At 55.0% G+C, this 23,985-nt stretch carries 23 protein-coding genes and 1 tRNA gene; 12 read left to right on the plus strand and 12 right to left on the minus strand.

The genetic code is table 11. From position 1 onward, the window contains the following. The first annotated feature begins 64 nt into the window (after window positions 1-64). The 6 genes from AABZ39_10030 to AABZ39_10055 all read left to right on the plus strand — a co-directional run bounded on the left by AABZ39_10030 (window position 65) and on the right by AABZ39_10055 (window position 7,203). On the plus strand, window positions 65-1,240 hold the full coding sequence (locus AABZ39_10030) for a mannitol-1-phosphate 5-dehydrogenase (GenBank protein ID MEK6795106.1): 1,176 nt from the start codon (window positions 65-67) through the stop codon (window positions 1,238-1,240). 437 nt (window positions 1,241-1,677) lie between these two features. Beyond that, a complete protein-coding gene (locus AABZ39_10035; protein MEK6795107.1) occupies window positions 1,678-3,126 on the plus strand; it encodes a fibronectin type III domain-containing protein in 1,449 nt (482 codons plus the stop codon). Between the two features lie 61 nt (window positions 3,127-3,187). After that, the gene (trpD, locus tag AABZ39_10040) at window positions 3,188-4,201 is read left to right on the plus strand and encodes an anthranilate phosphoribosyltransferase (protein MEK6795108.1); all 1,014 of its coding nucleotides are present in this window, start codon (window positions 3,188-3,190) and stop codon (window positions 4,199-4,201) included. Window positions 4,202-4,210: 9 nt separating this feature from the next. After that, the gene (locus AABZ39_10045) at window positions 4,211-5,071 is read left to right on the plus strand and encodes a helix-turn-helix domain-containing protein (GenBank protein ID MEK6795109.1); all 861 of its coding nucleotides are present in this window, start codon (window positions 4,211-4,213) and stop codon (window positions 5,069-5,071) included. Window positions 5,072-5,236: 165 nt separating this feature from the next. Next, entirely contained in the window at window positions 5,237-5,713 is a 477-nt protein-coding gene (locus tag AABZ39_10050; GenBank protein MEK6795110.1) for a hypothetical protein, read from the plus strand. A gap of 11 nt (window positions 5,714-5,724) precedes the next feature. Further along, the gene (locus AABZ39_10055) at window positions 5,725-7,203 is read left to right on the plus strand and encodes a VCBS repeat-containing protein (GenBank protein MEK6795111.1); all 1,479 of its coding nucleotides are present in this window, start codon (window positions 5,725-5,727) and stop codon (window positions 7,201-7,203) included. Between the two features lie 7 nt (window positions 7,204-7,210). Here AABZ39_10055 and smpB read toward each other — a convergent pair whose 3' ends face one another. The 4 genes from smpB to AABZ39_10075 all read right to left on the minus strand — a co-directional run bounded on the left by smpB (window position 7,211) and on the right by AABZ39_10075 (window position 9,057). Next, entirely contained in the window at window positions 7,211-7,672 is a 462-nt protein-coding gene (gene smpB, locus AABZ39_10060) for an SsrA-binding protein SmpB (GenBank protein ID MEK6795112.1), read from the minus strand. Beyond that, on the minus strand, window positions 7,672-8,640 hold the full coding sequence (locus AABZ39_10065) for a D-alanine--D-alanine ligase (GenBank protein MEK6795113.1): 969 nt from the start codon (window positions 8,638-8,640) through the stop codon (window positions 7,672-7,674). The genes smpB and AABZ39_10065 overlap by 1 nt, the downstream gene beginning before the upstream one ends. A 26-nt stretch (window positions 8,641-8,666) precedes the next feature. Then, window positions 8,667-8,960 (minus strand): hypothetical protein, encoded by a 294-nt coding sequence (locus AABZ39_10070; protein ID MEK6795114.1) that lies wholly within the window; start codon window positions 8,958-8,960, stop codon window positions 8,667-8,669. A gap of 25 nt (window positions 8,961-8,985) precedes the next feature. After that, window positions 8,986-9,057 (minus strand) — tRNA-Gly (locus AABZ39_10075). Window positions 9,058-9,190: 133 nt separating this feature from the next. Here AABZ39_10075 and aroA point away from each other — a divergent pair. Both aroA and AABZ39_10085 read left to right on the plus strand, forming a co-directional pair. Continuing rightward, window positions 9,191-10,477 (plus strand): 3-phosphoshikimate 1-carboxyvinyltransferase, encoded by a 1,287-nt coding sequence (aroA, locus tag AABZ39_10080; protein MEK6795115.1) that lies wholly within the window; start codon window positions 9,191-9,193, stop codon window positions 10,475-10,477. Further along, window positions 10,474-11,211: a hypothetical protein gene (locus tag AABZ39_10085; GenBank protein MEK6795116.1), complete on the plus strand. Its 738-nt coding sequence runs from the start codon at window positions 10,474-10,476 to the stop codon at window positions 11,209-11,211. The genes aroA and AABZ39_10085 overlap by 4 nt, the downstream gene beginning before the upstream one ends. Here AABZ39_10085 and AABZ39_10090 read toward each other — a convergent pair whose 3' ends face one another. The 5 genes from AABZ39_10090 to AABZ39_10110 all read right to left on the minus strand — a co-directional run bounded on the left by AABZ39_10090 (window position 11,212) and on the right by AABZ39_10110 (window position 16,783). Continuing rightward, window positions 11,212-11,586, minus strand: a complete 375-nt coding sequence (locus AABZ39_10090) for a hypothetical protein (protein ID MEK6795117.1) — start codon at window positions 11,584-11,586, stop codon at window positions 11,212-11,214. 140 nt (window positions 11,587-11,726) lie between these two features. After that, on the minus strand, window positions 11,727-13,205 hold the full coding sequence (locus AABZ39_10095) for a BamA/TamA family outer membrane protein (protein ID MEK6795118.1): 1,479 nt from the start codon (window positions 13,203-13,205) through the stop codon (window positions 11,727-11,729). Between the two features lie 143 nt (window positions 13,206-13,348). Beyond that, a complete protein-coding gene (locus AABZ39_10100; protein ID MEK6795119.1) occupies window positions 13,349-14,722 on the minus strand; it encodes an aldehyde dehydrogenase in 1,374 nt (457 codons plus the stop codon). A gap of 109 nt (window positions 14,723-14,831) precedes the next feature. After that, window positions 14,832-15,875, minus strand: coding sequence for an agmatine deiminase family protein (locus tag AABZ39_10105; GenBank protein MEK6795120.1), 1,044 nt, complete (start codon window positions 15,873-15,875; stop codon window positions 14,832-14,834). Next, complete coding sequence (locus AABZ39_10110) at window positions 15,875-16,783, minus strand: carbon-nitrogen hydrolase (protein ID MEK6795121.1); 909 nt, start codon at window positions 16,781-16,783, stop codon at window positions 15,875-15,877. The genes AABZ39_10105 and AABZ39_10110 overlap by 1 nt, the downstream gene beginning before the upstream one ends. 104 nt (window positions 16,784-16,887) lie before the next feature. Between AABZ39_10110 and pta the strand changes: the two genes are divergently transcribed. The 4 genes from pta to AABZ39_10130 all read left to right on the plus strand — a co-directional run bounded on the left by pta (window position 16,888) and on the right by AABZ39_10130 (window position 19,774). Then, a complete protein-coding gene (gene pta, locus AABZ39_10115) occupies window positions 16,888-17,880 on the plus strand; it encodes a phosphate acetyltransferase (protein MEK6795122.1) in 993 nt (330 codons plus the stop codon). Between the two features lie 105 nt (window positions 17,881-17,985). Continuing rightward, a complete protein-coding gene (locus AABZ39_10120; protein ID MEK6795123.1) occupies window positions 17,986-18,405 on the plus strand; it encodes a DUF559 domain-containing protein in 420 nt (139 codons plus the stop codon). A gap of 6 nt (window positions 18,406-18,411) precedes the next feature. Then, complete coding sequence (thiL, locus tag AABZ39_10125) at window positions 18,412-19,350, plus strand: thiamine-phosphate kinase (protein MEK6795124.1); 939 nt, start codon at window positions 18,412-18,414, stop codon at window positions 19,348-19,350. 10 nt (window positions 19,351-19,360) lie between these two features. Next, the gene (locus tag AABZ39_10130; protein ID MEK6795125.1) at window positions 19,361-19,774 is read left to right on the plus strand and encodes a secondary thiamine-phosphate synthase enzyme YjbQ; all 414 of its coding nucleotides are present in this window, start codon (window positions 19,361-19,363) and stop codon (window positions 19,772-19,774) included. 4 nt (window positions 19,775-19,778) lie between these two features. Here AABZ39_10130 and cmk read toward each other — a convergent pair whose 3' ends face one another. From cmk to aroF, 3 genes are read right to left on the minus strand one after another with little or no spacing between them, the layout of a single operon-like run. Further along, entirely contained in the window at window positions 19,779-22,124 is a 2,346-nt protein-coding gene (gene cmk, locus AABZ39_10135; GenBank protein ID MEK6795126.1) for a (d)CMP kinase, read from the minus strand. Further along, a complete protein-coding gene (locus AABZ39_10140) occupies window positions 22,121-22,960 on the minus strand; it encodes a prephenate dehydrogenase (protein MEK6795127.1) in 840 nt (279 codons plus the stop codon). The genes cmk and AABZ39_10140 overlap by 4 nt, the downstream gene beginning before the upstream one ends. Next, the gene (aroF, locus tag AABZ39_10145; GenBank protein ID MEK6795128.1) at window positions 22,960-23,976 is read right to left on the minus strand and encodes a 3-deoxy-7-phosphoheptulonate synthase; all 1,017 of its coding nucleotides are present in this window, start codon (window positions 23,974-23,976) and stop codon (window positions 22,960-22,962) included. Before aroF ends, AABZ39_10140 begins: the two co-directional genes overlap by 1 nt. Window positions 23,977-23,985: the final 9 nt, after the last annotated feature.

A 23,985-nucleotide genomic window follows, 5' to 3' on the forward strand; every position in this document is an offset into this window, starting at 1 on the left:
TGAGATATCATTCCCTTAAACCGATTCCCGATGTATACTGCTGGGAACGATAAAAGGCAAACACATGGGAATGCTCGTTCAGTTCGGCGCAGGGAATATCGGGAGATCGTTCATCGGACAATTGTTCTCCCGCGGGGGATATGAGGTCGTCTTCGTCGATATCAACAAACCCGTCATCGATGCGATGAATGAGCGGCGCGAATACCGGCTCATCGTCAAGCGCAATGAAATACCCGACGAGACGGTACTGATAAAGAACGTGCGCGGCATTCTTGCAAGCGACGCGGATGCTGTCGCAGAAGCATTGTCGCATGCACGCATCGCGGCTACCGCCGTCGGACAGAACGCGCTCACCCATATACTGCCGACCATTGCAAAGGGACTCGTGCTCCGCATGGAACGCAATGGCGGGCCGCTCGATATCATACTCGCGGAAAATATCCGCAACGGCGCGGCATTCGTACGCAAAAGCCTTGCAGCGATGCTCCCGTCATCGTTCGACCTCGACAGCATCGGCCTTGTCGAGACGAGCATAGGCAAAATGGTGCCGCTCATGCGCGAAGAGGATATGCGCGTGGACCCGCTCTGGGTGTTCGCCGAAGAGTACAATAATCTCATCGTCGATACGCGCGCGTTCAGGAACCCCATCCCCGATATACCCGGCATCGCCCCCAAAGAGAACATGGCGGCGTATGTCGATAGAAAACTTTTCATACATAATCTCGGTCATGCAGCCGCAGCATATGCCGGTTTCGCGGAAGATCCCTCGCGGACGCTCATCTGGCAGGTGCTGGAGTTACCGAACGTGGCTACGCACGTGCGTTCCGCCATGCAAGAAAGCGCGCAGGCGCTCATGAAAGAGTATCCCGGTGAGTTCACCGAGAAAGCGCTTGCCGATCATATCGACGACCTCATCATGCGTTTCCGCAACAAAGCCCTCGGCGATACGGTGTTCCGCGTCGGCCGCGATCTGAAACGTAAGCTCGGCAAGGACGACCGCCTCATCGGCGCGCTCCTTCTTGCGGTGAAGCACAACATCGACTGCCCCGCGACAATAAAGACCGTGCATGATGCGATGCGTTTCCGCGCGAAGGATGAACGCGGCGAATTCTTCCCGGCGGACAAGGTCATCATCGAAAATGAATTCCCGAAGGGAATACGATCGGTGCTCATGTCGATGAGCGGTCTATCCGAGGCCGACAAGAATGAAAAGCGGGTGCTGGATCTGGCTGAGAAATAAAGAATAGTAGTTTTCATTCGCCGTCATCACCGCCTCCCGTAGCGGCTACGCCGCCAGGCAGCGCCTTACAGGCGCACGCTACTCGGCCCAGTATACCACCCGCCGAATTCCTGTCAATTCCAACCGTGTCTCACCGCGCGTTTCGCTATGGCGACACCTCGCCTGCATCGATCGCTATCACACATCGAGAATGAAAAGACATGAAATGCTGTTTATATTCCACGCGACATGTCGCAGAACAACCCCTAACCCCGCCTAATCCAATTTTTATTCGTTAAATATTTTTCCGGCTCCCTTTCCCCTTCAAAAGGGGAAAGGGGCTGGGGGATAGATGTTACCCCAGCACCGAATAACTGCTGTCATTTTTCAAGTCAAGTTCCTTCATTATTTTGTCGAAAATCAATACGTATCACAATTTCAGTACCACTGGTGCAGCCATGAAGATCGTTGTCCTATTTCTCACCGCGCTATCGTTCATCCTTGCCGACGACTATATCATCGGCGGAGCGAACGGCTTCGGTGATATCCACGCATCCAATAACATCCGCTTTTCCGTCAACACCCAGGGTACGCTCTCCGCAAAGCTCGCCCCGCAGCATGCGATCCTGTCAATGGATGCGGACATGCTCCTGCAATTCAACAACACCTTCGATGACGCAGCGCGCCGATACAGCGCCGTTGCATCCGGGCCGTGCCGTTTCGAGCCGGGCATCGCCGACGCTTCACTTCGTTTCCTTACAAAGAAGGCATCCGTTGCGATAACGGTACCGGAAGGCGTTTTCCTTTCCGAGCGGCGGCGCATCGGCGATTTCACCATCGAGTTCAGGCTCAATCCAGCGCGCATAGAGCCGTATGCCGAGGTGTTCTCACGCGTCGGAGCGTTCCTCGAGAACGGAGAGGTGAAAAAACAGGGGCTGCGTGCCGTGCTCAAGAACGGCCGGCTTGCGTGGGAGTTCATCGGCCTGTTCCGGGACGGGAATATCGCGAAGGATATCGCGCTTGAGAAAGGGACCTTTCTCCCGACGGGCGAATGGCATCATCACAGCATAAGCTACGATGTGTCGCGCGGACGCATCGTGAAATATATCGACGGCCTTGAGGATGAAATAGCCTATGCAAGCCGCGACGGCACTGAAATGAGCGCGATGCTCACGGGTTATTTCTCGCCGCGTGCCGAGCATAATGCCGTCATCGGCGGATTCACCGGCGCCATCGATGAAGTGATGATACGCACGAGCGCCAATCGTCATTATGCCCTTCATCGCGTTACGAAGAACATCGGCGAGCTCATATCGCGCGTGAAGGACCTGGGCGTCGAAGATTCGTTCATACGCGGCATATCGGTACGCCATAGCGCGCCGGGCGGGGCCGATGTGCGTCTGTACTACCGCGTAAGCAGCCGTTATTTCCTCCCGGAGAACACATCGATACCGTGGTCATACGTGCCCAACGAATCGCGCTTTGCCGATGTGCGCGGGAGATATCTGCAGCTGAAAGTCGCGCTCGCATCCGATACCGAGGGGAAGCATTCCCCTTCCGTTGATGCCATCGTCGTATCATGCGAGCCCGATGAAGTGCCGCTGGTGCCCACCGGGCTTGTCGCGACCGCGGGGAATACACGCGTCACCCTCCGCTGGGATGCGGTGCCGGACCGTGATATTGCCGGTTATAAGATCTATTACGGCAATGAGAGCGGATACTATGACGGTGAACGCTCTCCCATCATCGCACGCGGACGCATGACGAATTTCACGGTAAGTGATCTTGTCAATGATGAGCTCTACTATTTCCGCATAAGCGCCTTCCACACTGTCGGACCAATGCATGAGAGCGAGACCTCAGCCGAGGTGTACGCCCGCCCGAAACCATTCCTCGCCGCCCGTTGACGAAACCCCTGCACGAACGTATAGTAGCATCAGTACGAACATCAATGATGGAGATCGGTCTATGACGGTCCGCGAAGCACTTTCACGCGTGATAGACGGGCATGACCTTGCCCGAAGCGAGATGCGTGCCGTGACGAACGATATCGCATCGGGGGCGGTAAGCGATATGCTTATAGCCGCTTTCCTCACGGCGCTTCGCATGAAAGGCGAAACGATAGAAGAGATAACCGCGGCGGCGGAGATAATGCGCGAGAAAGTGATACGCATCCCTTCAAGCGCACCGCATCTCGTGGATACCTGCGGCACCGGCGGTGATAAGAGCGGCACGTTCAACATATCGACAGCAGCGGCCCTCCTCGCGTCAGCGGCGGGCGCCGTCGTCGCCAAGCACGGCAATCGCAGCGTGTCGTCACAATGCGGGAGCGCCGATGTGCTCACTGCGCTCGGCATAAAGATAGATATCACACCGGAAAAAATGGCATCCGTCCTTGCATCGACAGGCTTTTCCTTCCTCTTCGCACCGCTCCTTCATCCATCGATGAAGTATGTTATGCCCTCCCGCAGGGAATTGGGCGTACGCACCGTGTTCAACGTGCTCGGTCCCCTGACCAATCCCGCGGGGAGCGTGCATCAGCTCCTCGGTGTCTATTCCGATACACTCGTCAAACCGATAACCGAGACGCTTAAGAATCTCGGGAGCAAACGCGCCTTCGTCGTGCACGGCAAGGACGGGCTCGACGAGATAACGCTCACCGGCGCTTCCTATGTCGGCGAGATCGATCATGGGGAAACGCGGTATTACGAAGTGACACCGGAGCAGTTCGGCTTCACCCATGTGCATGCCGGGGAATTGACCGGCGGAAGCCCGGAGAAGAACCGCGATATTCTCATGACAATATTCGAAGGCGTGGATTCACCGCGGAAGGACATCGCCGTCCTCAATGCGGCCTTTGCGCTTACCGCTTCCGGCGCTGCAGCGGATATACCGACGGCGATAACGCGCATCGAGGAAAGCATCGCGTCGGGCGCGGCGATGAAGAAGTACCGCGCCATCGTCGCGGCAACGAACGGCTGACAGAACGGCATGGCATCGCTCACCCGCTATGCGCTCAAGGCCGGCACGTTCCGGTTCACCATCGGAAAGACGCGCGTCACTGAGGACTTTCACGAACACACGCATGCCTACACAGAACTGGTCGTTATCCTGGGTGGAACCGGGCGCCACATCATCGACGGCAATTCTTATTTTGTGACCTCCGGCGATGTATACGTGTTCCGCGGGAGCGCAAGCCATGGCTTCACCGATGTCGATGCGCTCGACATGTGCAATATCGGTTTTGAACCGGCCGTGCTCGCCCCGGTGGATGGTGTGCTCAGAACGCTTCCCGGGTATCAGGCATTATTCCTCCTCGGCCCATCATCCCGCAGCGGGAGCGATTTCTCCTGCCGCTTGCGCCTTTCACTCGCCGACCGATCATCCGCTGAGCGCATGATCGATCGTATGATCGCCGAGGCGCGGAAGAAGGAGGATGGTTATGAGGCGGCGCTTACCGCACTTTTTACCGAGTTCATTGTTTTTCTCTCACGCCGATACGGAAAGACCACGGCGGCTTCCACTGAGGATGTGCATCGTCTCGCGATGGCGATGAGCTTTCTCGAACGCGAATTCCGTTCCGACATCCGTTTGAACGAATTGGCAAAACGCGCAGGACTTTCCGAGCGGCAGTTCCTGCGCGCGTTCCGGAGCCATTATCAGACGACGCCGATCGATTATCTTCTGAAGCTGCGCGTTATGCACGCTTCAAGGCTTCTGTCTTCGGATGCACCGATAACCGACATTGCGTATGAAAGCGGTTTTTCCGACAGTAATTATTTCACACGGCAGTTCAAGCGCGTCATGGGTGTGAGCCCGAGGGAATTCCGGGTGCGCAGCACTGCGATATGAACGGATCAATATCCGGCATGAGGAATTCGGAATTTCGTACAATGGAATGTATGCGCTTTTCGTTTGACAGTTTTATTGAATTATGCTATATTCTGTCAGTGTAACGTGGCGGTGTTTTTAAAATTCTCCGAGATCAATTCATCGGTAAATTGGGCGGAAGCAGACATGAAAATCCTTTCCTTCGTATTAATTTCAGCAGCTGTTTCCTCGTCAGTTATGTGTCAAACGAATACCGTTAGATCGACAGCGGGCGAGACGATGCCGGGGATCGGTTGTACGACAAATATCCAGGTAAAAGCTAATTCGATGAAGAATATTGTTTTCTGGACTGCTGTAGGAACTGTCTCGTTTGGTGCGGTGTGCAATGCACTTGGTTTTCTCGACACATTGCCGGGATTTACAATCCCCGCAGCGAAGACCTCCTATGAAAGTGCCGCCTCAGATGTTGTTGGATATCGTACAAAATATACTGATGCGGTAACAGGTTCCTGGGTGAAAAGCATCACGGGATGGTCGTGTTACGGAATTGCCGCAGGTCTATTTATCTGGTGTCTTCTCATGCCTGATATGGTGCCAGCGCAGGCGATCATTCCGTACTTTGATGGACATAACACCGCACTGCAAATAGCAATACGTTTTTAGGGGGTGGAATCATGGGGAAACGATATCTTTTGGTTCTTGTGCCCGGCATTGTAGCTCTTTCATGTCTGCCAACCGCAGAGTTCAATAATCCGCTTGACCCGGGTTTTTCCGGTGTTAAAATTTCGACAAAAAACATTGCGTGTGCCTCGCCATATGGGATCTCAAATCCCTGTTTTATCAAAAATAAAAGATACTCCATTGTCGCACCAAGAACCTATAATGGAGCGGTATACTCGCAATGGCGGTGTTTCAGTGCCGATGCCTCAACCGAATGGAGTTCATCCCCGCAGCTCAATTTGACATTTGTCTCTGGAGGGATGAAGAACATATCGATACAAATGAAGAATGCGTCATTGTTCGCCGGTATACCGTCAAATACGGTGTGTATCCCATCCGGGGGGAGCGGTGTGTTCACTGAGATCGGTACGGGTAGCCTTCAGACTGGCAGCGTCAGCTGTGATGCCTTGGGAGATATTGATGGCGACGGAGATCTTGATCTCATTGTCTCCGGTGAATACGTGACAACGTACACAAAGATTTACAGGAACAGCGGAGGCAGCTTTTCCGAGATTTTTCCTGGTACATTAACTGGGGTGAGATCAGGGTCGCTTGCATTGGGCGATATCGACGGTGATGGCGACCTCGACTTGGTGCTGACAGGGAATAATGGGGTCATTAATATCGGAAAAATATACCGAAATAACGGGAGCGGATCATTTTCCGAGATCAATGCCGGCTCTCTTGCCACGGTAAGGGACAGTTCAATCGCCCTCGGCGATCTTGATGCTGACGGAGATCTCGATCTTATACTCACCGGTTTTGGGGCGACGCATGTCGCGAAAATATACAGGAACAATGGGAGTGGCCAATTCAGTGAGATATACCCGGGATCGATCGTTGCAGTAAGATATAGTGCGATCGCGCTTGGCGATATTGATAATGATACAGACCTTGATGTTATCGTGACGGGAGATACCGGTGCCGGATACTGCTCGAAGATATATCTGAACAATGGGTCAGGTTCTTTTTCCGAGGTCAACAGCGGGACATTGCATAGCGTAGCCAACGGGGAGATAAAACTGGTCGATGTTGACGGGGACGGCGATCTTGATCTGATACTTACCGGCGATGACAACGGGTCAAGTCCGCATGTTGGGAAAATTTATCAGAACAACGGCGAAGGGTCTTTTTCAGAAATCTATCCCGGGTCTATTATTGGGCTGATTGGAGCATCGATCGCAATTGGTGATATCGACGGGGATGGAGATTTTGACATAATCGTTAACGGCATGGACGGGATCTTCTATACAAAGATATACAGGAACAACAGCAACGGGAGCTTTTCTGAAATATATCCCGGATCCCTTACCGCCGCCGGCGGCGGATCAGTATTGCTCGGCGATATTGATGGCGACGGCGATATTGATGCAGTCCATCGGGGTTACACCGGTGTGAGCGAAATCGCAAAGATTTACCGAAACGGCCCATAAGATACGATTAACGCTTCCTCATCTCCCGTTCCATATCCCTGTCCATATCGCGCTTTTTTATCGTATCGCGTTTATCGTGGAGTTTCTTGCCGCGCACAAGCCCTATCTCGACCTTCACGTGATTGTTGAGGAAATAGAGATTGAGCGGCACTATCGTAAGTCCCCGTTCATTCACCTTGCCGAGGAGCTTCTTGAGCTCGGCGCGATGGAGGAGGAGTTTCCGTGAGCGGTCCGGGTCATGATTATTGATATTGCCGAAATCGTACGGCGCGATATGCATATTGACGAGAAACAGCTCATCGCCCTTGAACACCGCATAGGAGTCCTTCATCACCACGCTCCCCTTGCGGAGCGATTTTACTTCCGTACCCGCGAGCATGATACCCGCCTCATATTTATCGAGTATCTCGTAATCGAAATAGGCTTTCTTGTTGCGGGCTATATCCATGCGGCCGCTCTGCTTCGCCATCAGCGCACCGCTTTGTACCCGAGGATATAGAGGACGAAATCGTTGAACGCGATGCCTGCATGCTTCGCCATCTGCGGGAGGTCCGAGGTATCCGTCATGCCCGGCTGTGTATTGTTCTCGATGAGATAGGGCTTGCCCGTCCGCTCGTCGATGATAACGTCCGTGCGGCACACTCCCTCGCAGTCAAGCGCATCGTACGCCGCTTTCACGAGATCACCGACCTGCGATGCAGCATCGTCGGAAAGTTTCGCCGGCATCTCGAAGTCGGTCATGCCGTGGGTATATTTCGCTTCGTAATCGTAGAATTCCTTCTTCGGATTGATGCCCAGTATCGGGAGCGTCATCGGCCCCTTGTCGGTGCGGAGTACGCCGACGGTGACCTCTTTGCCTTTGACATACTCTTCCACGAAGAATGCTTTCGGCGCAAGAGCGGCGGTCGCTTTTGTGAACTCATCGGCGCTCTTTACTATGAAGATATCGACGCTCGAGCCGTTCTCCCTGGGTTTCACGACCACGGGGAATCGCATCGATATCCGGTCGAATTCGAGCGTATCCCCGTCGATGCGCTGTAATCGGTCAAGAAGCGCGAACTTCGGCGTCGCAAGTCCGTAATACGCCCAGATCTCCTTCGCCTTGGTCTTGTTCATGCAGAGCGAGCTTACGAGCACGTTCTCGCCGGTATAACCGATCTTGAGCATTTCCAGTATGCCCTGCATGACGCCGTCCTCGCCGTAGGTACCGTGGAGAATGTTGTACGCATAGTCGATGCGCTTTTCCATGAGCACCGAGGCGATATCCTTCTGTACATCGATGAGCGTAACATCGAGGGGGAAGCTTTTAAGCGCGGTAAAGACGTTCTTGCCGCTCCTGAGCGACACCTCGCGTTCATCCGAAAGCCCGCCCGCAAGCACGGCGATGCGCTTGCCCTTGAAGTACGATAGTATCTTTTCTTTCTGTACGCTGATCATGGATATGCCTTGCGCGAACGTACCGGCTACTGGATTATTTCGCAGGTCTCTTTTATGAGCGCCAATTTATCGCGCTCCTTGCCGGTGAGCGGCGCGTACCGCTCCTTCGCCTCGAGATCGACGGCAAGTTCGATGAATTTCGCCTTGAAGAACTGCGACGCCTCGGTGAGCGTTTTCCCCGTCGCCGAGAACCCGAGCTCGTGGCTTCCCACGAGGAAGTTATCCTCACCCGTCTGTATCAGGTACGCGGAGAACGGCTTTTTGAAGCGCACCTTCTCGGTATTGGACAATTTCATATCGAGGCGTTTTCTGTCTGACATGCATGCTCCCGCGCTGTGCGCTCTGAGCGGGTGAACGGAGTCGAACCGTCGTCTTCAGCTTGGAAGGCTGAGGTAATAGCCGTTATACGACACCCGCATAAGGCACCCTGATAGTAGCATGTGCCTGAAAAAAAACAAGCGCTGTGATGAGCGTATATTCATTTGAAGACATACGCGGTCCATTTGCAAAAGCCCCCTTCTGGCGTATAATACCGCATCAGGCGAACACAATGTCAACGAACGATATTCCGATAACACGCGTTGAGAATGTTGATGCATCCGTCCGCATTCCGGGTTCAAAAAGCTATACGAACCGCGCGCTTGCCATAGCGGCACTCGCCCGCGGCACGTCGAACCTTTCCAATGTGCTCGTGAGCGACGATACGACGTTCATGATGCGCGCACTTGAGAAGCTCGGGCTTTGGATGAGCTTTAACAACGACAAACTTTCGGTGAGCGGCGGCGACGGCCATTTCCCCGGCTATGTCGGCGAAATATACGTACAGAACGCGGGGACCGCCATGCGCTTCCTCGTTTCCATGCTCACGCTCGGCCAAGGCACGTATTTCATCACCGGCAATGAGCGCATGATGCAGCGGCCCATCGGCGACCTCGTGCGCGCGGTGAAATCGATGGGCGTGAACATCAAGGCCCGCGATAATGAATTCCCGCCGGTCATGATAGAGGGAGGGAAGCTCCCCGGCGGCAAGGTCACCATGCGCGGCACGGTGAGCAGTCAATTCATATCATCGGTGCTCTTAAGCGCACCGTATGCACAGAAGCCCGTAACGCTTGCCATCGACGGGGATCTCGTGAGCAGACCCTATGTCGATATGACCATCGATCTCATGGCGCAGTTCGGCGTGACCGTGGAGCACGACCGCTACCGTTCGTTCACGGTGCCCAATGAGAACGGGTACAGTGCACACGATTACGTGATCGAACCCGACGCTTCCAACGCATCGTATTTCTTCGCCATACCGGCGGTGGCCGGCGGCCGCGTGCGCGTGGAAGGCATATCAGCGGCGACGAAGCAGGGCGATATCCGTTTCGTCGACATACTCGAACAAATGGGATGTACCGTCGAACGCGGTGCGGACTACATCGAAGTGCGGTACGACCGGACAAAAAAGCTCCGCGGTGTGGATGTGAACATGGCCGACATGCCCGATGTTGCCCAGACACTCGCGGTGGTAGCGCTTGCCGCCGAGGGACCGACGACGGTGCACGGTGTCGAGAACATGCGCGTGAAAGAGACCAACCGCATCGATGCGGTGGCCAATGAACTCAAGATGATCGGCGCGGATGTGACGACGTACACGGATGGTTTTACCGTCGTACCGAAAGAGAATTATCGCGGCATAAAGGTCGCCACCTATGACGATCACCGCATGGCCATGGCGTTCTCGCTCGCCGGTCTTTTCATCGACGGTATCGAGATAACCAATTCACAATGCGTGAGCAAGACATTCCCCGACTTTTTCAGCGTGTTCCGCTCGGTCTGCAAAAAGGGATGATACCGTCCGACATCATAGCATCGATACGCCGTGAGCGCTCCGTTCTGCGTCCCACGCTTTTTCCCAGAGGCTCAGTCGAGCCGGATACGGTCATCATACCGACGAAATTCATTTGGGAACGGTTCATCGCACGGCAGGCTGACATCCCGACACTATCGCTCAAGGCGACGGAAGCATCGCTCTTTTCCGTGAACGGTGTTTCCTTCGCCGGCCCATGCTTCGGCGCACCCGCTGCAGCGTTCCTTCTGGAGAATCTCGTCGCAGCCGGGGCAAAACGCATCATCATCGTCGGTACGGCGGGCGGCATTGCGGATGCGTTCAGCGCACCCTCCCTCGCCGTCATCGAACGCGGCGTCGACAGCACCGGCATCGGAACGTTCTACCGCGATACATCATCACCCGATGAAGGCCTTACGCATCATCTGTCATCCGTACTTGAAGCGCGCGGGTATACGCAGCGTGCCGTCATAGCATCGATGGACGCGCCGTACCGCGAAACGCCCTCGCTTCTTTCCTACTGCACCGCGAAAGGAGCATCGCTCATCGATATGGAGATCGCCGCGATGTTCTCCGTTGCGAACGCTTTGCAGACCAAGGCCGCCGCATTCGCCGTCGTCTCCGATGTTGTTGATGCATCGCACGGCGTATGGAACACGTTCTTCAAGAAACGGGAATTCCACGACATCGTTCATGAGACCGTGAATATGCTCCCTGCTGTTTTTTCCGAGGGCTGACTACTGCTGCGCTATTCCGGCGATGGATACCCATCCCTTGTCACCGTCATCGAAATTGATGAAATACGCGCGCCCGACGACTTTTGCGATCGTACCCGGATACATTTTACCGTCGCTCCAGCGTGCGAGTACTTTCGTCCCCGCATCAAGCTTGAGCGTTCGGACGCGCGCCGAGGGTATGACACCGGAATCATTGTCCGCGAACACGATACGGTACCCGCCGCCTTTCACCGTTGAGTCGATCTCGACGACGGTGCCGACATAGTAGAGCTTCGCTTTTTCCCAATAGGCCATGACTTCCTGGCCGACGGAGAATGATTGCGCGGAGAGGATGGAACCGAACGCGAACGCTGCGATGGCAAGGTACTTAAGCATAGGAAAACTCCTCATGTTTGATAGTAGAATAGTATGAAAGATGCATTAAAATGCAACGGGGGAGGGGAAACACTCACCCCACCCCGACCCTCCCCTCTCTCACAGGGAAGTGAGAGAGGGGAGGGAGTAATTTTTATTTTTTAAAATGCGCGGGTTATCGAAAAGATAAGCTTCCATCCCCTTCCAAGGAAAGGCCAGTCAAGGAATGATGCGACTCTCCCAAGGAAATACGGCCCTGTTTCATCCGCAGGATCGAAAAATCCGCTTCCATTGAATATGAATTTCTTTACCAATGCAACATCGAACGGGAAGAAAGGCATGAGAAGCCGTAAACCGAGACCGACCGAGAAACGCATCTGCCGAAGATCACCAATGGTAGCGATCATTCCCGGGTCGAAGATCGTCTGCCCAGAATCAAGAAAGCAGTATGTACCGAGCACATCGGTAATGAGGGGAATATTGTATTCAAATGAAAGAAGGAACATATTATTACCGGATGATATCATGTAATTATGCCCGTTAATAAGATCTTCCACCAAGAACCCGAAACTTTCATACTCAAGGACCGACCATCCGCGGACATTGAACGCAGCAGCGATACTGTCCGGATAGTAATTGCTGAGACTTTGCACGAACGGATTGGGAAGCACTGTCATGAATTGAGATCGGATGTGTATCGATGTCGACCAGATCGGGATCGCCCACATGAACTGTGCATTAATGCTCACATGACTGTACGCCCCGAACGACAGCGCAACATCCAGCCCGAGCTTCATACCATTGTTCGGGTACATGTAATTATTGCGTGTATCATAGGTGAAATTGAATTCCGGGGCGAATGAAAAATACCACGGCGACTCCCAGCGGAATGTGTCCCCCTCTTGTTTATACACCGTAAGCCGCGATGCTATCGGTATGTATTGCGCCCCATTCGTCGATGCATATTGCATTTCAGACTGCTGGTATTGATACAGCGATATGGACGCTCCGATATCGATAGACATGCTGCCAAAGAAATATAGTCCTGTTCTTGCACTCGCTCCGAAATCGCTGGTAGTGTACGAGGGGTACCTGCCCTCTCCGTAATTGGTCACGTCGCTAACCTGTGTGTCGTATGTCACATAATATGCCTGCAGCGCAAGGAGCCAAGGCAAACGAGCGATCTCCGGCAGCAAATATTCTCCCGCAATATCCTTCGTGTATTGGGAGACATTAAAATGCAGTTTCAGCCGCTGCGGTATGCCGAACAATGCCATGTCAAAATACTCAGAACCGAGTGAAAGCCCGGTGGATGGCGTATAAAGGGAATGCGGCACAAGCACTCGATTCGTTTCATTCGTACTTATCACTTTCGGCGGGACCGGCAGCCCGCGATAAAAATAGTCATTCGGGCCATGCGCTTTGTCCTGGAATGAATCCGCATAATCATAGCTCACGAACCCTATGGGCAGACAGAATATATTGAGGAACGGTTTGCCCCACAGCCACGATTCGCGTATGTTCCATGTGTTCGTCTGTTGAATATTCGTAAAAACTGAATTGGTAACCGCATTCGTTTGCGCCGAAAGCGAGGGGAAGACAAGTGCGATCGACAGTGTAATTATAACAACATTCCGCATGAAAACCATAATCTCCAATACAGAGGAGAGATTACCATTTATCGATTAAATATCAAGCGCACAGTTTTTTATTTCCTCCCTCCCCCTCTCTCACATCCCCGTGAGAGAGGGGGAGGGCCGGGGTGGGGGTGAGTGCCTCTCTCTCACCCAAAAATAAATTTCACCAGCCGATGCACCCATTTCGTATACGGCGGGTAGCGGAGCGGCACATCGAATACGAACGGTTTCGTCAGTATGCCTTTGCGATGCGTGAACGTATCGAAACCGGTCTTCCCGTGATACGCACCCATGCCGCTGAAGCCCACACCGCCGAAAGGGAGATGGACATTCGCAATATGGAGCACGGTGTCGTTGAACGTCCCGCCGCCGAAGGAAAGCTCGCGTATGATGCGCCTCTGTTCGCTTCGCTTCCGCGTGAAAAGATAGAGCGCGAGCGGTTTCTCGCGCCCAGCGACGAATGCTATTGCGTCTTCAATACCACTGATTTCTATCACTGGCAGTATCGGCCCGAACACCTCCTCTTGCATGAGCGGCACCGCGACCGACGAAGGGGCGATGAGCGTCGGTGCGATATAGCGTTCATCGTCGATCGTTTCACCGCCGCAAAGCACCTCCCCCTGCGCGAGGTACGACACGAGGCGATCGTACTGCTCTTTATTGATAATGCGGGGATAATCGGGGCTTTTTTTCGGTTCACCGTACATACGGGTTATCTCATTACGGATCGCTTCGATCAGTGTTTCCTTCACCGATCGTGCAACGAGGAGATAATCCGGTGCTATGCATGTCTGCCCTGCATTGATGAATTTTCCCCAGACGATGCGCCGTGCCGTCACCCGGACATCGATATCGGAGAGTACGATGCAGGGGCTTTTGCCGCCAAGCTCGAGCGTGAGCGGCGTGAGATGTTTCGCCGCCGCCTCCATGACGACACGCCCGGTAGCCTCGCCGCCGGTAAAAAAGATATAGTCGTATCGCTCCGCAAGCAGCGCTTTATTGACATCGCGATGCCCCTCGAACACGGCTGCATGCTCACGCGGGAACGCCGCTTCGATGATGCGGCGAATGACGGCGGAAACGTTCGCACTTGCCGGCGCGGTCTTCATCATCGCGGTGTTGCCCGCGGCTATCGCGCCGACGAACGGCGAAAGGAGCAGCATGAACGGATAATTCCACGGTGCAATGATGAGCACGGTGCCGTAGGGCTCCTTGATGACGGTCGAACGCCCCGGCGCTATTGAGAAATGTGTCGGCACGCACTCAGCGGCGGCCCAGGAAGCGAGATGCCGCACGGCGAACGATATCTCTTCAAGTACCTGCGCTATCTCCGTACTGTACACCTCGAACGGCGGCTTTCTGAAATCGAGGCGAAACGCTTCGTAGAGCGCCTCTTCCTGATCGTGTATCGCCTCTGCGAATCGCTTAAGCGCTTTGATGCGGAATACTACATCCTTCGTCGCCCCGGATAGAAAGAACACCCGTTGATCGGCGATCGTCTTTTTTACGTCCGGATTCATATCGCCTCCTGATATAATGTAAGAAAAAACAGCCCCCCGACACCCGCCTCGATGTTCACCTTCGGCTCACTGGCAGCTCGGGGCGGCGGCTCAGGGCGCGTCGTGTCCGCTATGCCGGGATCTCATGACTTAAACAGTGAAGCGTGCCGAGGCCCCAGACGATGTCTATTGCGTGTACACCGATGACGGTGCGCGCGGGCATGAGCTCAGCAAGTATGCCGAGGGCTATACGGTCATTCGCATCGTTGAACGTGGGAACGAAGAGCGCGTCGCCGACAAAGATGAAATTCGCATAGCTCGCGGGAAGCCGCAGGTCGTCGTAGTAGAGCGGCTTGGGCATGGGAAGATATGCTATCCTCGGCTTCGATCCGTCTTCCAGCCGCGCATCGGCAAGGCGCTCTATATTCTCCTCGAGCGCACGGTAGTTCTTCTCGCGTACATTCGCCTCGCGGCAGAGCACTATCGTCCGTTCGTCGATAAAACGGCAGAGGTCATCGACATGGCCGTGCGTATCATCGCCCGCAATACCGTTCTTAAGCCAGATGATGTTCTGTACGCCGAGATAGTCGCGGAACACGGCGGCATAATCGTCCTTTGTGAAACCGGGATTGCGGACCTGTACCTTCGGATGCAGAAAACATTCCTCGGTGGTGAGCATCGTCCCTTTACCGTTACCGTCGATACCGCCGCCCTCAAGTACGACATGCCGATCATTGTACATCGCTTCTGTTCTTTCCATGCGGAGCGCTTTCGTGACCGCCGCGGGAAGCTTCTGATCGCGCTTGTGGTTCGGATATTTCGCCCATCCATTGAACCGGAAATGTATCGCCTCGGTCATATCCCCGTTCTTCACGAACACGGGCGATTCATCGCGCATCCACGTGCGATCGAGCGACTGTGTGATGAAACTCACCTTGCTGGTATCGGCATGCGCTTTAATAAGGAGCTTCCTGATCGCCGTGCTGTGCTTCGCGGACGCAGCGGCTATCAGCACCTGCTCGCGCTCGGCTATGAGCCGAACGAGATCGGCGAATGCATGCTGGAATGCCTCGTATTTCCCGGGCCAGTCAAGGCCGGTAACCGGCCACGCAAGCAGCGTATGCGAATGGCGTTCCCACTCGGCAGGCCAGCGCCGGGGCGATACTGGTGACATCAGTCGTTGAACCGTTTGGTGATGTCGGAGAACGCATCGATGCGCCGGTCGCGGAAGAACGGCCAGTTGCGGCGTATCGTTTCCATATGCGAAAGATCGATATCGGCGATGAGTATCTCTTCCTTATCGGTCGATGCCTCAGCGATAATGACGCCCTGCGGATCGGCGATGAAGGAACTTCCCCAGAACTCAAGACCCGATACCTCTTTCACCGGTCGTTCGAAACCGATGCGGTTTGCCGCCGCCACATAGATGCCGTTGGCCACCGCATGCCCGCGTTGCACGGTCATCCACGCATCGCGCTGCGCCGCTCCGTGCGCCTTCTTCTCGGCGGGGTGCCAGCCGATGGCGGTGGGATAGCAGAGCATTGCCGCCCCCTGCATGGCGGTAAGCCGTGCCGCCTCCGGATACCACTGGTCCCAGCATATGAGCGTTCCGATGCGCCCGTACGCGGTATCGAAAGCGCGAAAGCCGATATCGCCCGGTGTGAAATAGAACTTTTCATAATAGTTCGGATCGTCGGGTATATGCATCTTTCGGTAAAGCCCGGCGAGCTTCCCGTTCGCATCGATGATAAGCGCGCTGTTATGATAGACTCCCGCCGCGCGGCGTTCGAAGAACGGAACAATTATCACCGCCTTCAGTGTGCGGGCAAGGGGCGAGAAATGACGCAACGACGGCCCATTCACCGGTTCTGCAAGGTCGAAATAGTCGGCATTCTCGGTCTGACAGAAATACTGCGAGCGGTAAAGTTCGGGGAGGCATATCACCTGCGCCCCTTCGCGTGCGGCCTTCGTCACCCATGACGAGGCCTTCTTCATGTTGTCAGCGATCTCTTTCGAGAACGCCATCTGTATGATGCCTGCGGTGAATAGTGGCTGCTGTCCGCTTCGGCTCGCTTTTTTCATGCCGCGATTATACGCACGGAGGCTGTTTTGTCAAATGTGCGCGTTGCTTGAAAATTAAACGAATCGGTGTAGAATAGCGACATCACACGCCGGGGAGCAGCACGATGTACATTGAAACGATCAAAGCAAAGGCAAAGTCACTTCAGAAGAAAGTGGTCCTCCCCGAGGGTACCGATCCGCGGCCGCTCAAAGCCGCCGAAATGCTCAACAAAGACAGGACGATGAAGGAAGTCGTCATTATCGGCAATCCCGATGCGGTGAATAAGCTCGCAAAAGAGAATGGCACCGCAATGGGCGATGTTACCATTATCGATCCGAAAACAGCGCCGGAGCGCGAGCAGTACATCGACCATCTTTTCGAACGGCGCAAAGCAAAAGGGATGACAAAGGACCAGGCACGCGATCTCATCGAGGATCAGCCGCTTTTCTTCGGCGCGGCGCAGGTAGCGACCGGACGTGTGGACGGCATGGTGGCCGGCTGCATACATCCCACCGCCGATACGATACGCTCGACACTTTATTGCGTCGGCCTTAAGCCCGGCAACAAAACGATATCGAGCTTTTTCATCATGATACACCCGGACACATCGTTCTTCAATCAAGGCGTGTTCATGTACGCCGACTGCGGCGTCGTCCCCAATCCGACAGCCGAACAACTCGCCGACATTGCCGAGGCATCGGCCGCGTCGTACAAGCAGCTTGTCGCCGATGACCCGCGCGTGGCGCTCCTTTCGTTCTCTACCATGGGGAGCGGCCAGGACCCCATCGTCGATAAGGTCATCGCTGCGAAGAAGATACTCGACGAGCGCAAGCCGTGGTTCCCCTTCGACGGCGAGCTTCAATTCGACGCAGCGATGATACCCGACATCGGCAAGCGCAAAGCCCCGAAATCGCTTGTCGCGGGCAACGGGAATGTGTTCATTTTCCCGGACTTGAACGCAGGCAATATCTGTTACAAGGTGACCGAACGCCTCGCCAAATGCGCAGCCCTCGGCCCGATACTGCAGGGCGGGGCGAAACCGATCAACGATCTCTCACGCGGCTGTTCGGCGAAGGACATTGCTGAGATAGCGTATATCACGGCGCTGCAGGCGTAGAACACACTCACCCATCCCCCGCCGCGGAATACGCAGCACCCCCTTCCCTCTCTCACGGGGAAGTGAGAGAGGGAAGGGGGAAGAGAAGAGCTGGGGACTGTCATGATGACTAGAGAGTCTACCGTACGAGCACGCCGCTTACGGGCGGATCAAACAAGCACTGAGGTCATATTATGGGAGCATCTTTGGAACAGAAGGCTTGGCGGATTGAAATTCACACGGCAACACACGATTCGATATATAGAAGACGGCAAGCCGTACTATTTTATTGCTGATTTTTACTGCGCACGACGAAAGTTATGCGTTGAGATTGACGGGTCGATCCACAATGACCAGAAAACGTATGACTGCATACGAAGCTCGTTAATGGCGCAATTCGGTATTCGCACCATTCGCTTTTCGAACGATGAAGTTCTGGAAAATGTCGATGCTGTTCTAAAAATGATTAATAGAAATACATCCGCTCCCCTTCCCCTCTCTCACTTCCCTGTGAGAGAGGGGAAGGGGCAGGGGGGGATGGGGTGAGTGTGCATGACCCTCTCTGAATTCCAACTCATACACAAGATCAAATCCCTCCTCCCTGCCGACAACACCAATCTAGGCATCGGCGACGACTGCGCCGTCATCAAAGGCGCTCCCTACGATACGCTCGTCACCACAGACATTCTCGCCGAGGACGTGCACTTCAAACTCGACTATTATTCGTTCGCGGACGTAGGTTATAAATCCTGCATCGTGAACGCAAGCGACATACTTGCCATGGGCGGCGAGGTGACAGGATTCTTCGTATCCATCGCCGTGCCGAAAAAGCTTACTGATGAGAACATCCTCGATTTCTACGCCGGTTTCAAGGAAGCGATGCTGCCCTTCGGCGTGACTATTCTCGGCGGCGACACGACATCGTCACCGTCGGGTTTCTTCATTTCGATAACCGCGGTGGGGCGTGTCCCAACGGGAAAGGCGCTCCTTCGAAGCGGCGCGAAAGCAGGCGATAATATCTACGTGCTCGGACGTCTCGGTGAAAGCGCGTACGGGCTTCATCTCCTCCTCGACAAAGGCGTGCGCGACAGGAACGATACGTTCGTTAAAGCGCATCTGCGTCCGCGGCTCTTCCCCAACGAGTGGCGGAAAATCCGCGAGGGGTGTACAATAACAGCAGCTATCGATGTGAGCGACGGACTTTTCGCCGACCTCGGTCATATTCTTGAAGAGAGCAGATCGGGCGCGGAGATCGATATCGATGGCGATGCATGGGCGCCGGTAAGCGGTCTTCTGAGCGCAGGCATCACCAAGGATGAAGCGCTCGGGTACATCCGTAGCGGCGGCGAGGATTACGCGCTTTTATTCACATCGCCCGATCGCGTGGACGGTGCGCTTGCCATCGGACGCATCATCGATGAGGCGGGGCTTTACCGGAGAACGCCGGGAGGGCGGCTACGGCTGGAAGCAAAAGGGTATAAGCACTTTTAGGAGGCAGAATATGGTTAAGCGCGGAAAGATCATGATCAAGACCGAGGGGTTCCTGGATTTCGTCAATCTCACGCCGGACATCGTCAACGAGCTGAAGGCGCTCGAAGTACGCGACGGCAACGCCCTTGTCTTCTGTGCGGGGTCAACCGCGGCGATAACGAGCGCGGAGTTCGAACCGGGCATGAAGCGCGATGTGAAAAAGTATTTCAACAAGCTCTTCCCGAGCACCGATGATTATGCGCACAACATCATCGCGAACGACGACAACGGCGCAAGCCATCTCCTCTCAGCGATAATAAAACCGAGCTTCGTGTTCCCCGTGGTTGACGGATCGCCGATACTCGGTCGCTGGCAGCAGATAGTCTTCATCGAATGCGATATGCGTGCGCGTACGCGCGAGATACTTCTCTCGATAACGGAGTAGCCGTTCACTTCTCGAGATGCTTAAGCTTATCCGCGAATGAATACGTCATGGTGTTCGGGTCCACCTTGGACAGGTATTTTTCCGCGTCCTTCTTTTCCATCGCGTTGAAATAATCCTTGCGAGAGAGCGACACGCGGCGTTTGTCCGCTTCTATCGCCTTTATGGAGAACGAGTACGTCTCTCCCACTTTCACCGCGTCCGCGGCGTTCTCGGTGCGCTTCACATCGAGCTGCGATACGTGGACGAAACCTTCGATATCGTCGGTAAGCTTCACGATAGCACCGCTTTCGATGACGTTCACCACGACACCGTCAATGGGCGAACCGATGGGATGCGCCTTCTTGAACTCCGCCCACGGGTTCTCGGAAAGATGCTTGATGCCGAGCTTTATCTTCCGCGCAGTGCCATCGACGGAGAGCACCTTCACCTTCACCGTCTCGCCCTCTTTGATGATATTGTCGATATTGACGACGGCGTTCTTCCAGTCGAAATCGCTCACATCGATGGTGCCTTCGAGATCATCGGAAATGCCCAACACAGCATAGTTCCTGAATATCTTCTTCACGGTGCATTCAATGATCGTACCGGACGGGAACAGTTTGGCGGCATTATCCCAGGGATTGGGCTTCACCTGTTTAAGACCGAGCGAAAGCTTCCTGTTCTCGTTGTCAATGGAGAGTATCATGCATTCGACGAAGTCGCCGACCTTTACGACGTCCTTCGGGTGCTCGACATGCTTCGCCCAGGAAAGCTCGCTGATATGGGCGAGCCCTTCAACGCCGGTGAACACGCGTATGAACGCGCCGAATTCCTTTATCGATGTGACCTCGCCGGAAACGACATCCTCGGCCTTGTGGGACGCGACGAAATCATTCCACGGATCATCGGAGAGCTGCTTGATGCCGAGATCGATCTTACGTTTCTCACGATCGACATTGAGCACCTTGAACTCGCGCACCTCGCCCTTCTTGAGAGCCTTGGTCGGCTCCTTCACCTTGTCCCATGCGATGTTCGAGAAGGCGAGAAAACCGTCGAGGCCGGGCACCACTTCCACGAATATGCCGAAGCTCTCGATGTTCTTCACCGTGCCGCGTATCACATCGCCCACGGAGAGATGCTCGAAGAAATTGCCGATAGTGAAATCCGCTATTTCGTCAAGGACCTTGCGGCGCGACACGACGAGATCGCGGCCCTTATTTTCGATGATGCGAAAATCATATTCCTGATCGATATACTCTTTTTCCTCGATATTCCTTTTCGTATCGATGTGCGAGCGCGGACAGAACCCCTCAAGCCCGCCGACGGAAACAATGAAGCCGCCCTTCACCGCGCTCTTCACCACACCGCGGACATTGGATGCGTTGGCGAACGCCGCATCAACCACATCGCGCGAGCGTATGCGGTCGGCGGCCAGTTTCGATACCACCGATTCCCCCGCATTGTTCTCACCCGTAAGTATCATCACTGCAACCGCGGCGCCCACATCGGGCGGCGTGCGGAATTCGTGGAGCTTTATCTTCCCCTCGGACTTTCCGCCCAGGCTCACATAGACGTGGGTGTCGTCCACCTGCATGACGTGCGCGGTTATTATCTCCCCGCGTGCCGTCTTCGTTTCGCCTTCGCCCTCGAGCGCCTTGCGGAATTCGAGCTCCTCGGGCGAAAGTTCGCGCTTTTCTTCGTCGTGCCGTTCCATGGTACCATCCCGTTTTTCATCGATGACCGCACGTACTGCCGCAACGACCTCGTCGATGGACATCCCCGTGGTGTCAACGTAATATGCGTCCTTCGCCTTCGCGAGCGGACTATGGGCGCGAGAGCTGTCTATCCTGTCGCGTTCCATTACGTTCTTCTTCACGTCCTCAACACTGCTCGAAAAACCCTTCGCCGCCTCTTCCGCATGGCGGCGCCGCGCGCGCTCGTCAACGCTTGCATCGATATAGAATTTATACCGCGCGTCCGGGAACACCACGGTGCCGATATCCCTTCCGTCTATCACGTACTTCCCTCCAGCCGCGATGCGCCGCTGGAGGTCAACAAGCGATTCACGCACGGAGGGTATCGTCGAGACCGGCGATACATTGTCATTGACGGGCTTGGTACGTATCTCATCGCTCACGTCCTCATCGTTCAGGAACACATGCCCGGAGGCGAAGCGGATATCGATCTTTTTCATGACATCGGGAATGGCGGCATCGGTGAGGGCGATATTGTTGCGCAGAAAATAGAGCGTCACACAGCGGTAGGTGGCACCCGTGTCGAGGTATTCGTACCCGAGCGCTCTGGCGAGGCGTTTTGCTGCCGTGCTTTTCCCCGAACCGGCGGGGCCGTCGAGCGTGACAATATCGGTCATATCCGTTCCCGGAAAACGCGCACGCCCTTCAGATAAGCGAAAAGCGCGTCATACTCATGTTCAGTGATCATCCGTTCGATCTCGTTCACTTCACATTTGAACCGTGAAAGCGCCGAAAGTATATCAGAACCGTTCGTTTTTACAATATCGGTCCACATCGTTTCATCGCCCTTGGCGACCCGCGTCGTGTCGAGAAATCCGCTCCCGATGAGCGGCGTGAACGCATCCTCGCGGCTCACGGTGGCGGTAAGCGCGCTTGCCGCAAGATGCACAAGATGGCTCGTTACGGCGAGTTTCCTGTCGTGCTCCTCCGGACTCATCAGTACCGGGCGGGCCGAGAGATCTTTCCAAAGGGCCGTAAGTAACTGCACCGCTTCGGGCTTCGTATGCTTCGTCGGCGTTACGACTATGGTCTTGTCCGTGAAAAGATCGACCGCTGCATGCTCGAAACCGGTCTTCTCGCTCCCGGCGATGGGATGGCACCCGACGAACATCGCGTTGGGAAAACCGATGTCATCCCCCGCGGCGACGATCTCTTTCTTCGTGCTCGCAAAATCGGTGATGAGCGTTCCCGGAGCGATGAACGGAGCTATCTCGGCGAGCACTGCCGCAACGCTTGCCGCCGGTGTTCCGATGACAACAAGCTGTGCGTTCACAACGCCTTCAGTGCGCGATGCGGTGACATCATCGACCATGCCGCTCACTACCGCCGGCCGCAGTTTCTGTTCGCTGCGTCCGACGGCCGTTATGCGCGTACCGGGGAATCGCTTCTTCATCGCGAGCGCGAACGACCCGCCGAGCAGGCCAAGACCTACGATCGCTATGCGTGAGAACATTATGAAAGCGTCCTTCCGACCGCGGGTGCTATGCGGGAAAGTGTCGCCATGATCTCGGAGAACTCTTCGCAGTTCACCGTCTGGGCGCCGTCCGTGAGCGCGCTCTCAGGATCGGTATGCGCTTCTATCATGACGCCGTCGGCCCCCGCCGCCATGGATGCATACGCCGTTGCAGCGACGTACTTTCGTTTTCCCGTCGCATGCGAGGGATCGGTGAACACGGGCAGATGCGAGAGGTCCTTCATCACCGGCACGGCATTGATGTCGAGCGTGTTGCGCGTGGCCGTTTCGAACGTCCGAATCCCGCGTTCACAGAGTATCACATCCGGGTTGCCGTTGGCAAGTATGTATTCAGCGCTCATGAGGAATTCCTCTATCGTAACTGCGAAGCCGCGCTTGAGAAGGATGGGTTTTTTCGCGCTCCCTACTTCCTTGAGGAGATTGAAGTTCTGCGTATTGCGCGCACCAATCTGAACGATATCGGCGAACGATGCGACCAGTTCCACATCGCGTACGTCCATCACTTCGGTGCATATGCCGAGGCCCGTGACCTTTCGCGCTTCTGCGAGTATCTCAAGCCCGCGCCTGCCGAGCCCCTGGAACGCATACGGCGATGTGCGCGGTTTGAACGCCCCCCCGCGGAGAAAATGCGCCCCGCGTGCCTTCAGTTCTTTCGCGATGCGTATCATCCCTTCTTCGTTCTCGACGCTGCAGGGACCGGCGATCACCGTGAACGCCGCGCCGCCGATCTTCTTATCGCCGACGGTTATGACGGTGCGCGAGGCCTTGAACTCACGCGAGGCCATCTTGTAGGGTTTGAGCACCGGCATCACTTTCTCGACGCCTGATATGGCATCGATAGGCTGCTCGGAGAGCTTCGATTCGTCGCCGATGACGCCGATGATGGACGTCGTTTCGCCCTTTGAAAAATGCGCCTTGAGCCCCAGCGACTCGATCTTCTTCATTATGTGATCGACTTCTTCTTTGCTGGTGTTCGGTTTGAGTACTATTATCATATCGCTTCC

It is taken from the genome of Spirochaetota bacterium (assembly GCA_038043445.1).
GTDB lineage: Bacteria > Spirochaetota > Brachyspiria > Brachyspirales > JACRPF01 > JBBTBY01.

Coding starts and splice junctions, on each gene's coding strand:
- AABZ39_10035 (MEK6795107.1), top strand. CDS start 1,678: ATGAAGATCGTTGTCCTATTTCTCACCGCGCTATCGTTCATCCTTGCC.
- aroA (MEK6795115.1), top strand. CDS start 9,191: ATGTCAACGAACGATATTCCGATAACACGCGTTGAGAATGTTGATGCA.
- smpB (MEK6795112.1), bottom strand. CDS start 7,672: ATGGCGAAGCAGAGCGGCCGCATGGATATAGCCCGCAACAAGAAAGCC.
- AABZ39_10140 (MEK6795127.1), bottom strand. CDS start 22,960: ATGTTCTCACGCATAGCGATCGTAGGTCTTGGCCTGCTCGGCGGGTCG.
- AABZ39_10050 (MEK6795110.1), top strand. CDS start 5,237: ATGAAAATCCTTTCCTTCGTATTAATTTCAGCAGCTGTTTCCTCGTCA.
- AABZ39_10110 (MEK6795121.1), bottom strand. CDS start 16,783: ATGAAAAAAGCGAGCCGAAGCGGACAGCAGCCACTATTCACCGCAGGC.
- aroF (MEK6795128.1), bottom strand. CDS start 23,976: ATGATAATAGTACTCAAACCGAACACCAGCAAAGAAGAAGTCGATCAC.
- AABZ39_10070 (MEK6795114.1), bottom strand. CDS start 8,960: ATGTCAGACAGAAAACGCCTCGATATGAAATTGTCCAATACCGAGAAG.
- AABZ39_10085 (MEK6795116.1), top strand. CDS start 10,474: ATGATACCGTCCGACATCATAGCATCGATACGCCGTGAGCGCTCCGTT.
- AABZ39_10100 (MEK6795119.1), bottom strand. CDS start 14,722: ATGAATCCGGACGTAAAAAAGACGATCGCCGATCAACGGGTGTTCTTT.
- AABZ39_10105 (MEK6795120.1), bottom strand. CDS start 15,875: ATGTCACCAGTATCGCCCCGGCGCTGGCCTGCCGAGTGGGAACGCCAT.
- AABZ39_10065 (MEK6795113.1), bottom strand. CDS start 8,640: ATGATCAGCGTACAGAAAGAAAAGATACTATCGTACTTCAAGGGCAAG.
- AABZ39_10120 (MEK6795123.1), top strand. CDS start 17,986: ATGACTAGAGAGTCTACCGTACGAGCACGCCGCTTACGGGCGGATCAA.
- thiL (MEK6795124.1), top strand. CDS start 18,412: ATGACCCTCTCTGAATTCCAACTCATACACAAGATCAAATCCCTCCTC.
- AABZ39_10055 (MEK6795111.1), top strand. CDS start 5,725: ATGGGGAAACGATATCTTTTGGTTCTTGTGCCCGGCATTGTAGCTCTT.
- AABZ39_10090 (MEK6795117.1), bottom strand. CDS start 11,586: ATGCTTAAGTACCTTGCCATCGCAGCGTTCGCGTTCGGTTCCATCCTC.
- trpD (MEK6795108.1), top strand. CDS start 3,188: ATGACGGTCCGCGAAGCACTTTCACGCGTGATAGACGGGCATGACCTT.
- AABZ39_10095 (MEK6795118.1), bottom strand. CDS start 13,205: ATGCGGAATGTTGTTATAATTACACTGTCGATCGCACTTGTCTTCCCC.
- cmk (MEK6795126.1), bottom strand. CDS start 22,124: ATGACCGATATTGTCACGCTCGACGGCCCCGCCGGTTCGGGGAAAAGC.
- AABZ39_10130 (MEK6795125.1), top strand. CDS start 19,361: ATGGTTAAGCGCGGAAAGATCATGATCAAGACCGAGGGGTTCCTGGAT.
- AABZ39_10030 (MEK6795106.1), top strand. CDS start 65: ATGGGAATGCTCGTTCAGTTCGGCGCAGGGAATATCGGGAGATCGTTC.
- AABZ39_10045 (MEK6795109.1), top strand. CDS start 4,211: ATGGCATCGCTCACCCGCTATGCGCTCAAGGCCGGCACGTTCCGGTTC.
- pta (MEK6795122.1), top strand. CDS start 16,888: ATGTACATTGAAACGATCAAAGCAAAGGCAAAGTCACTTCAGAAGAAA.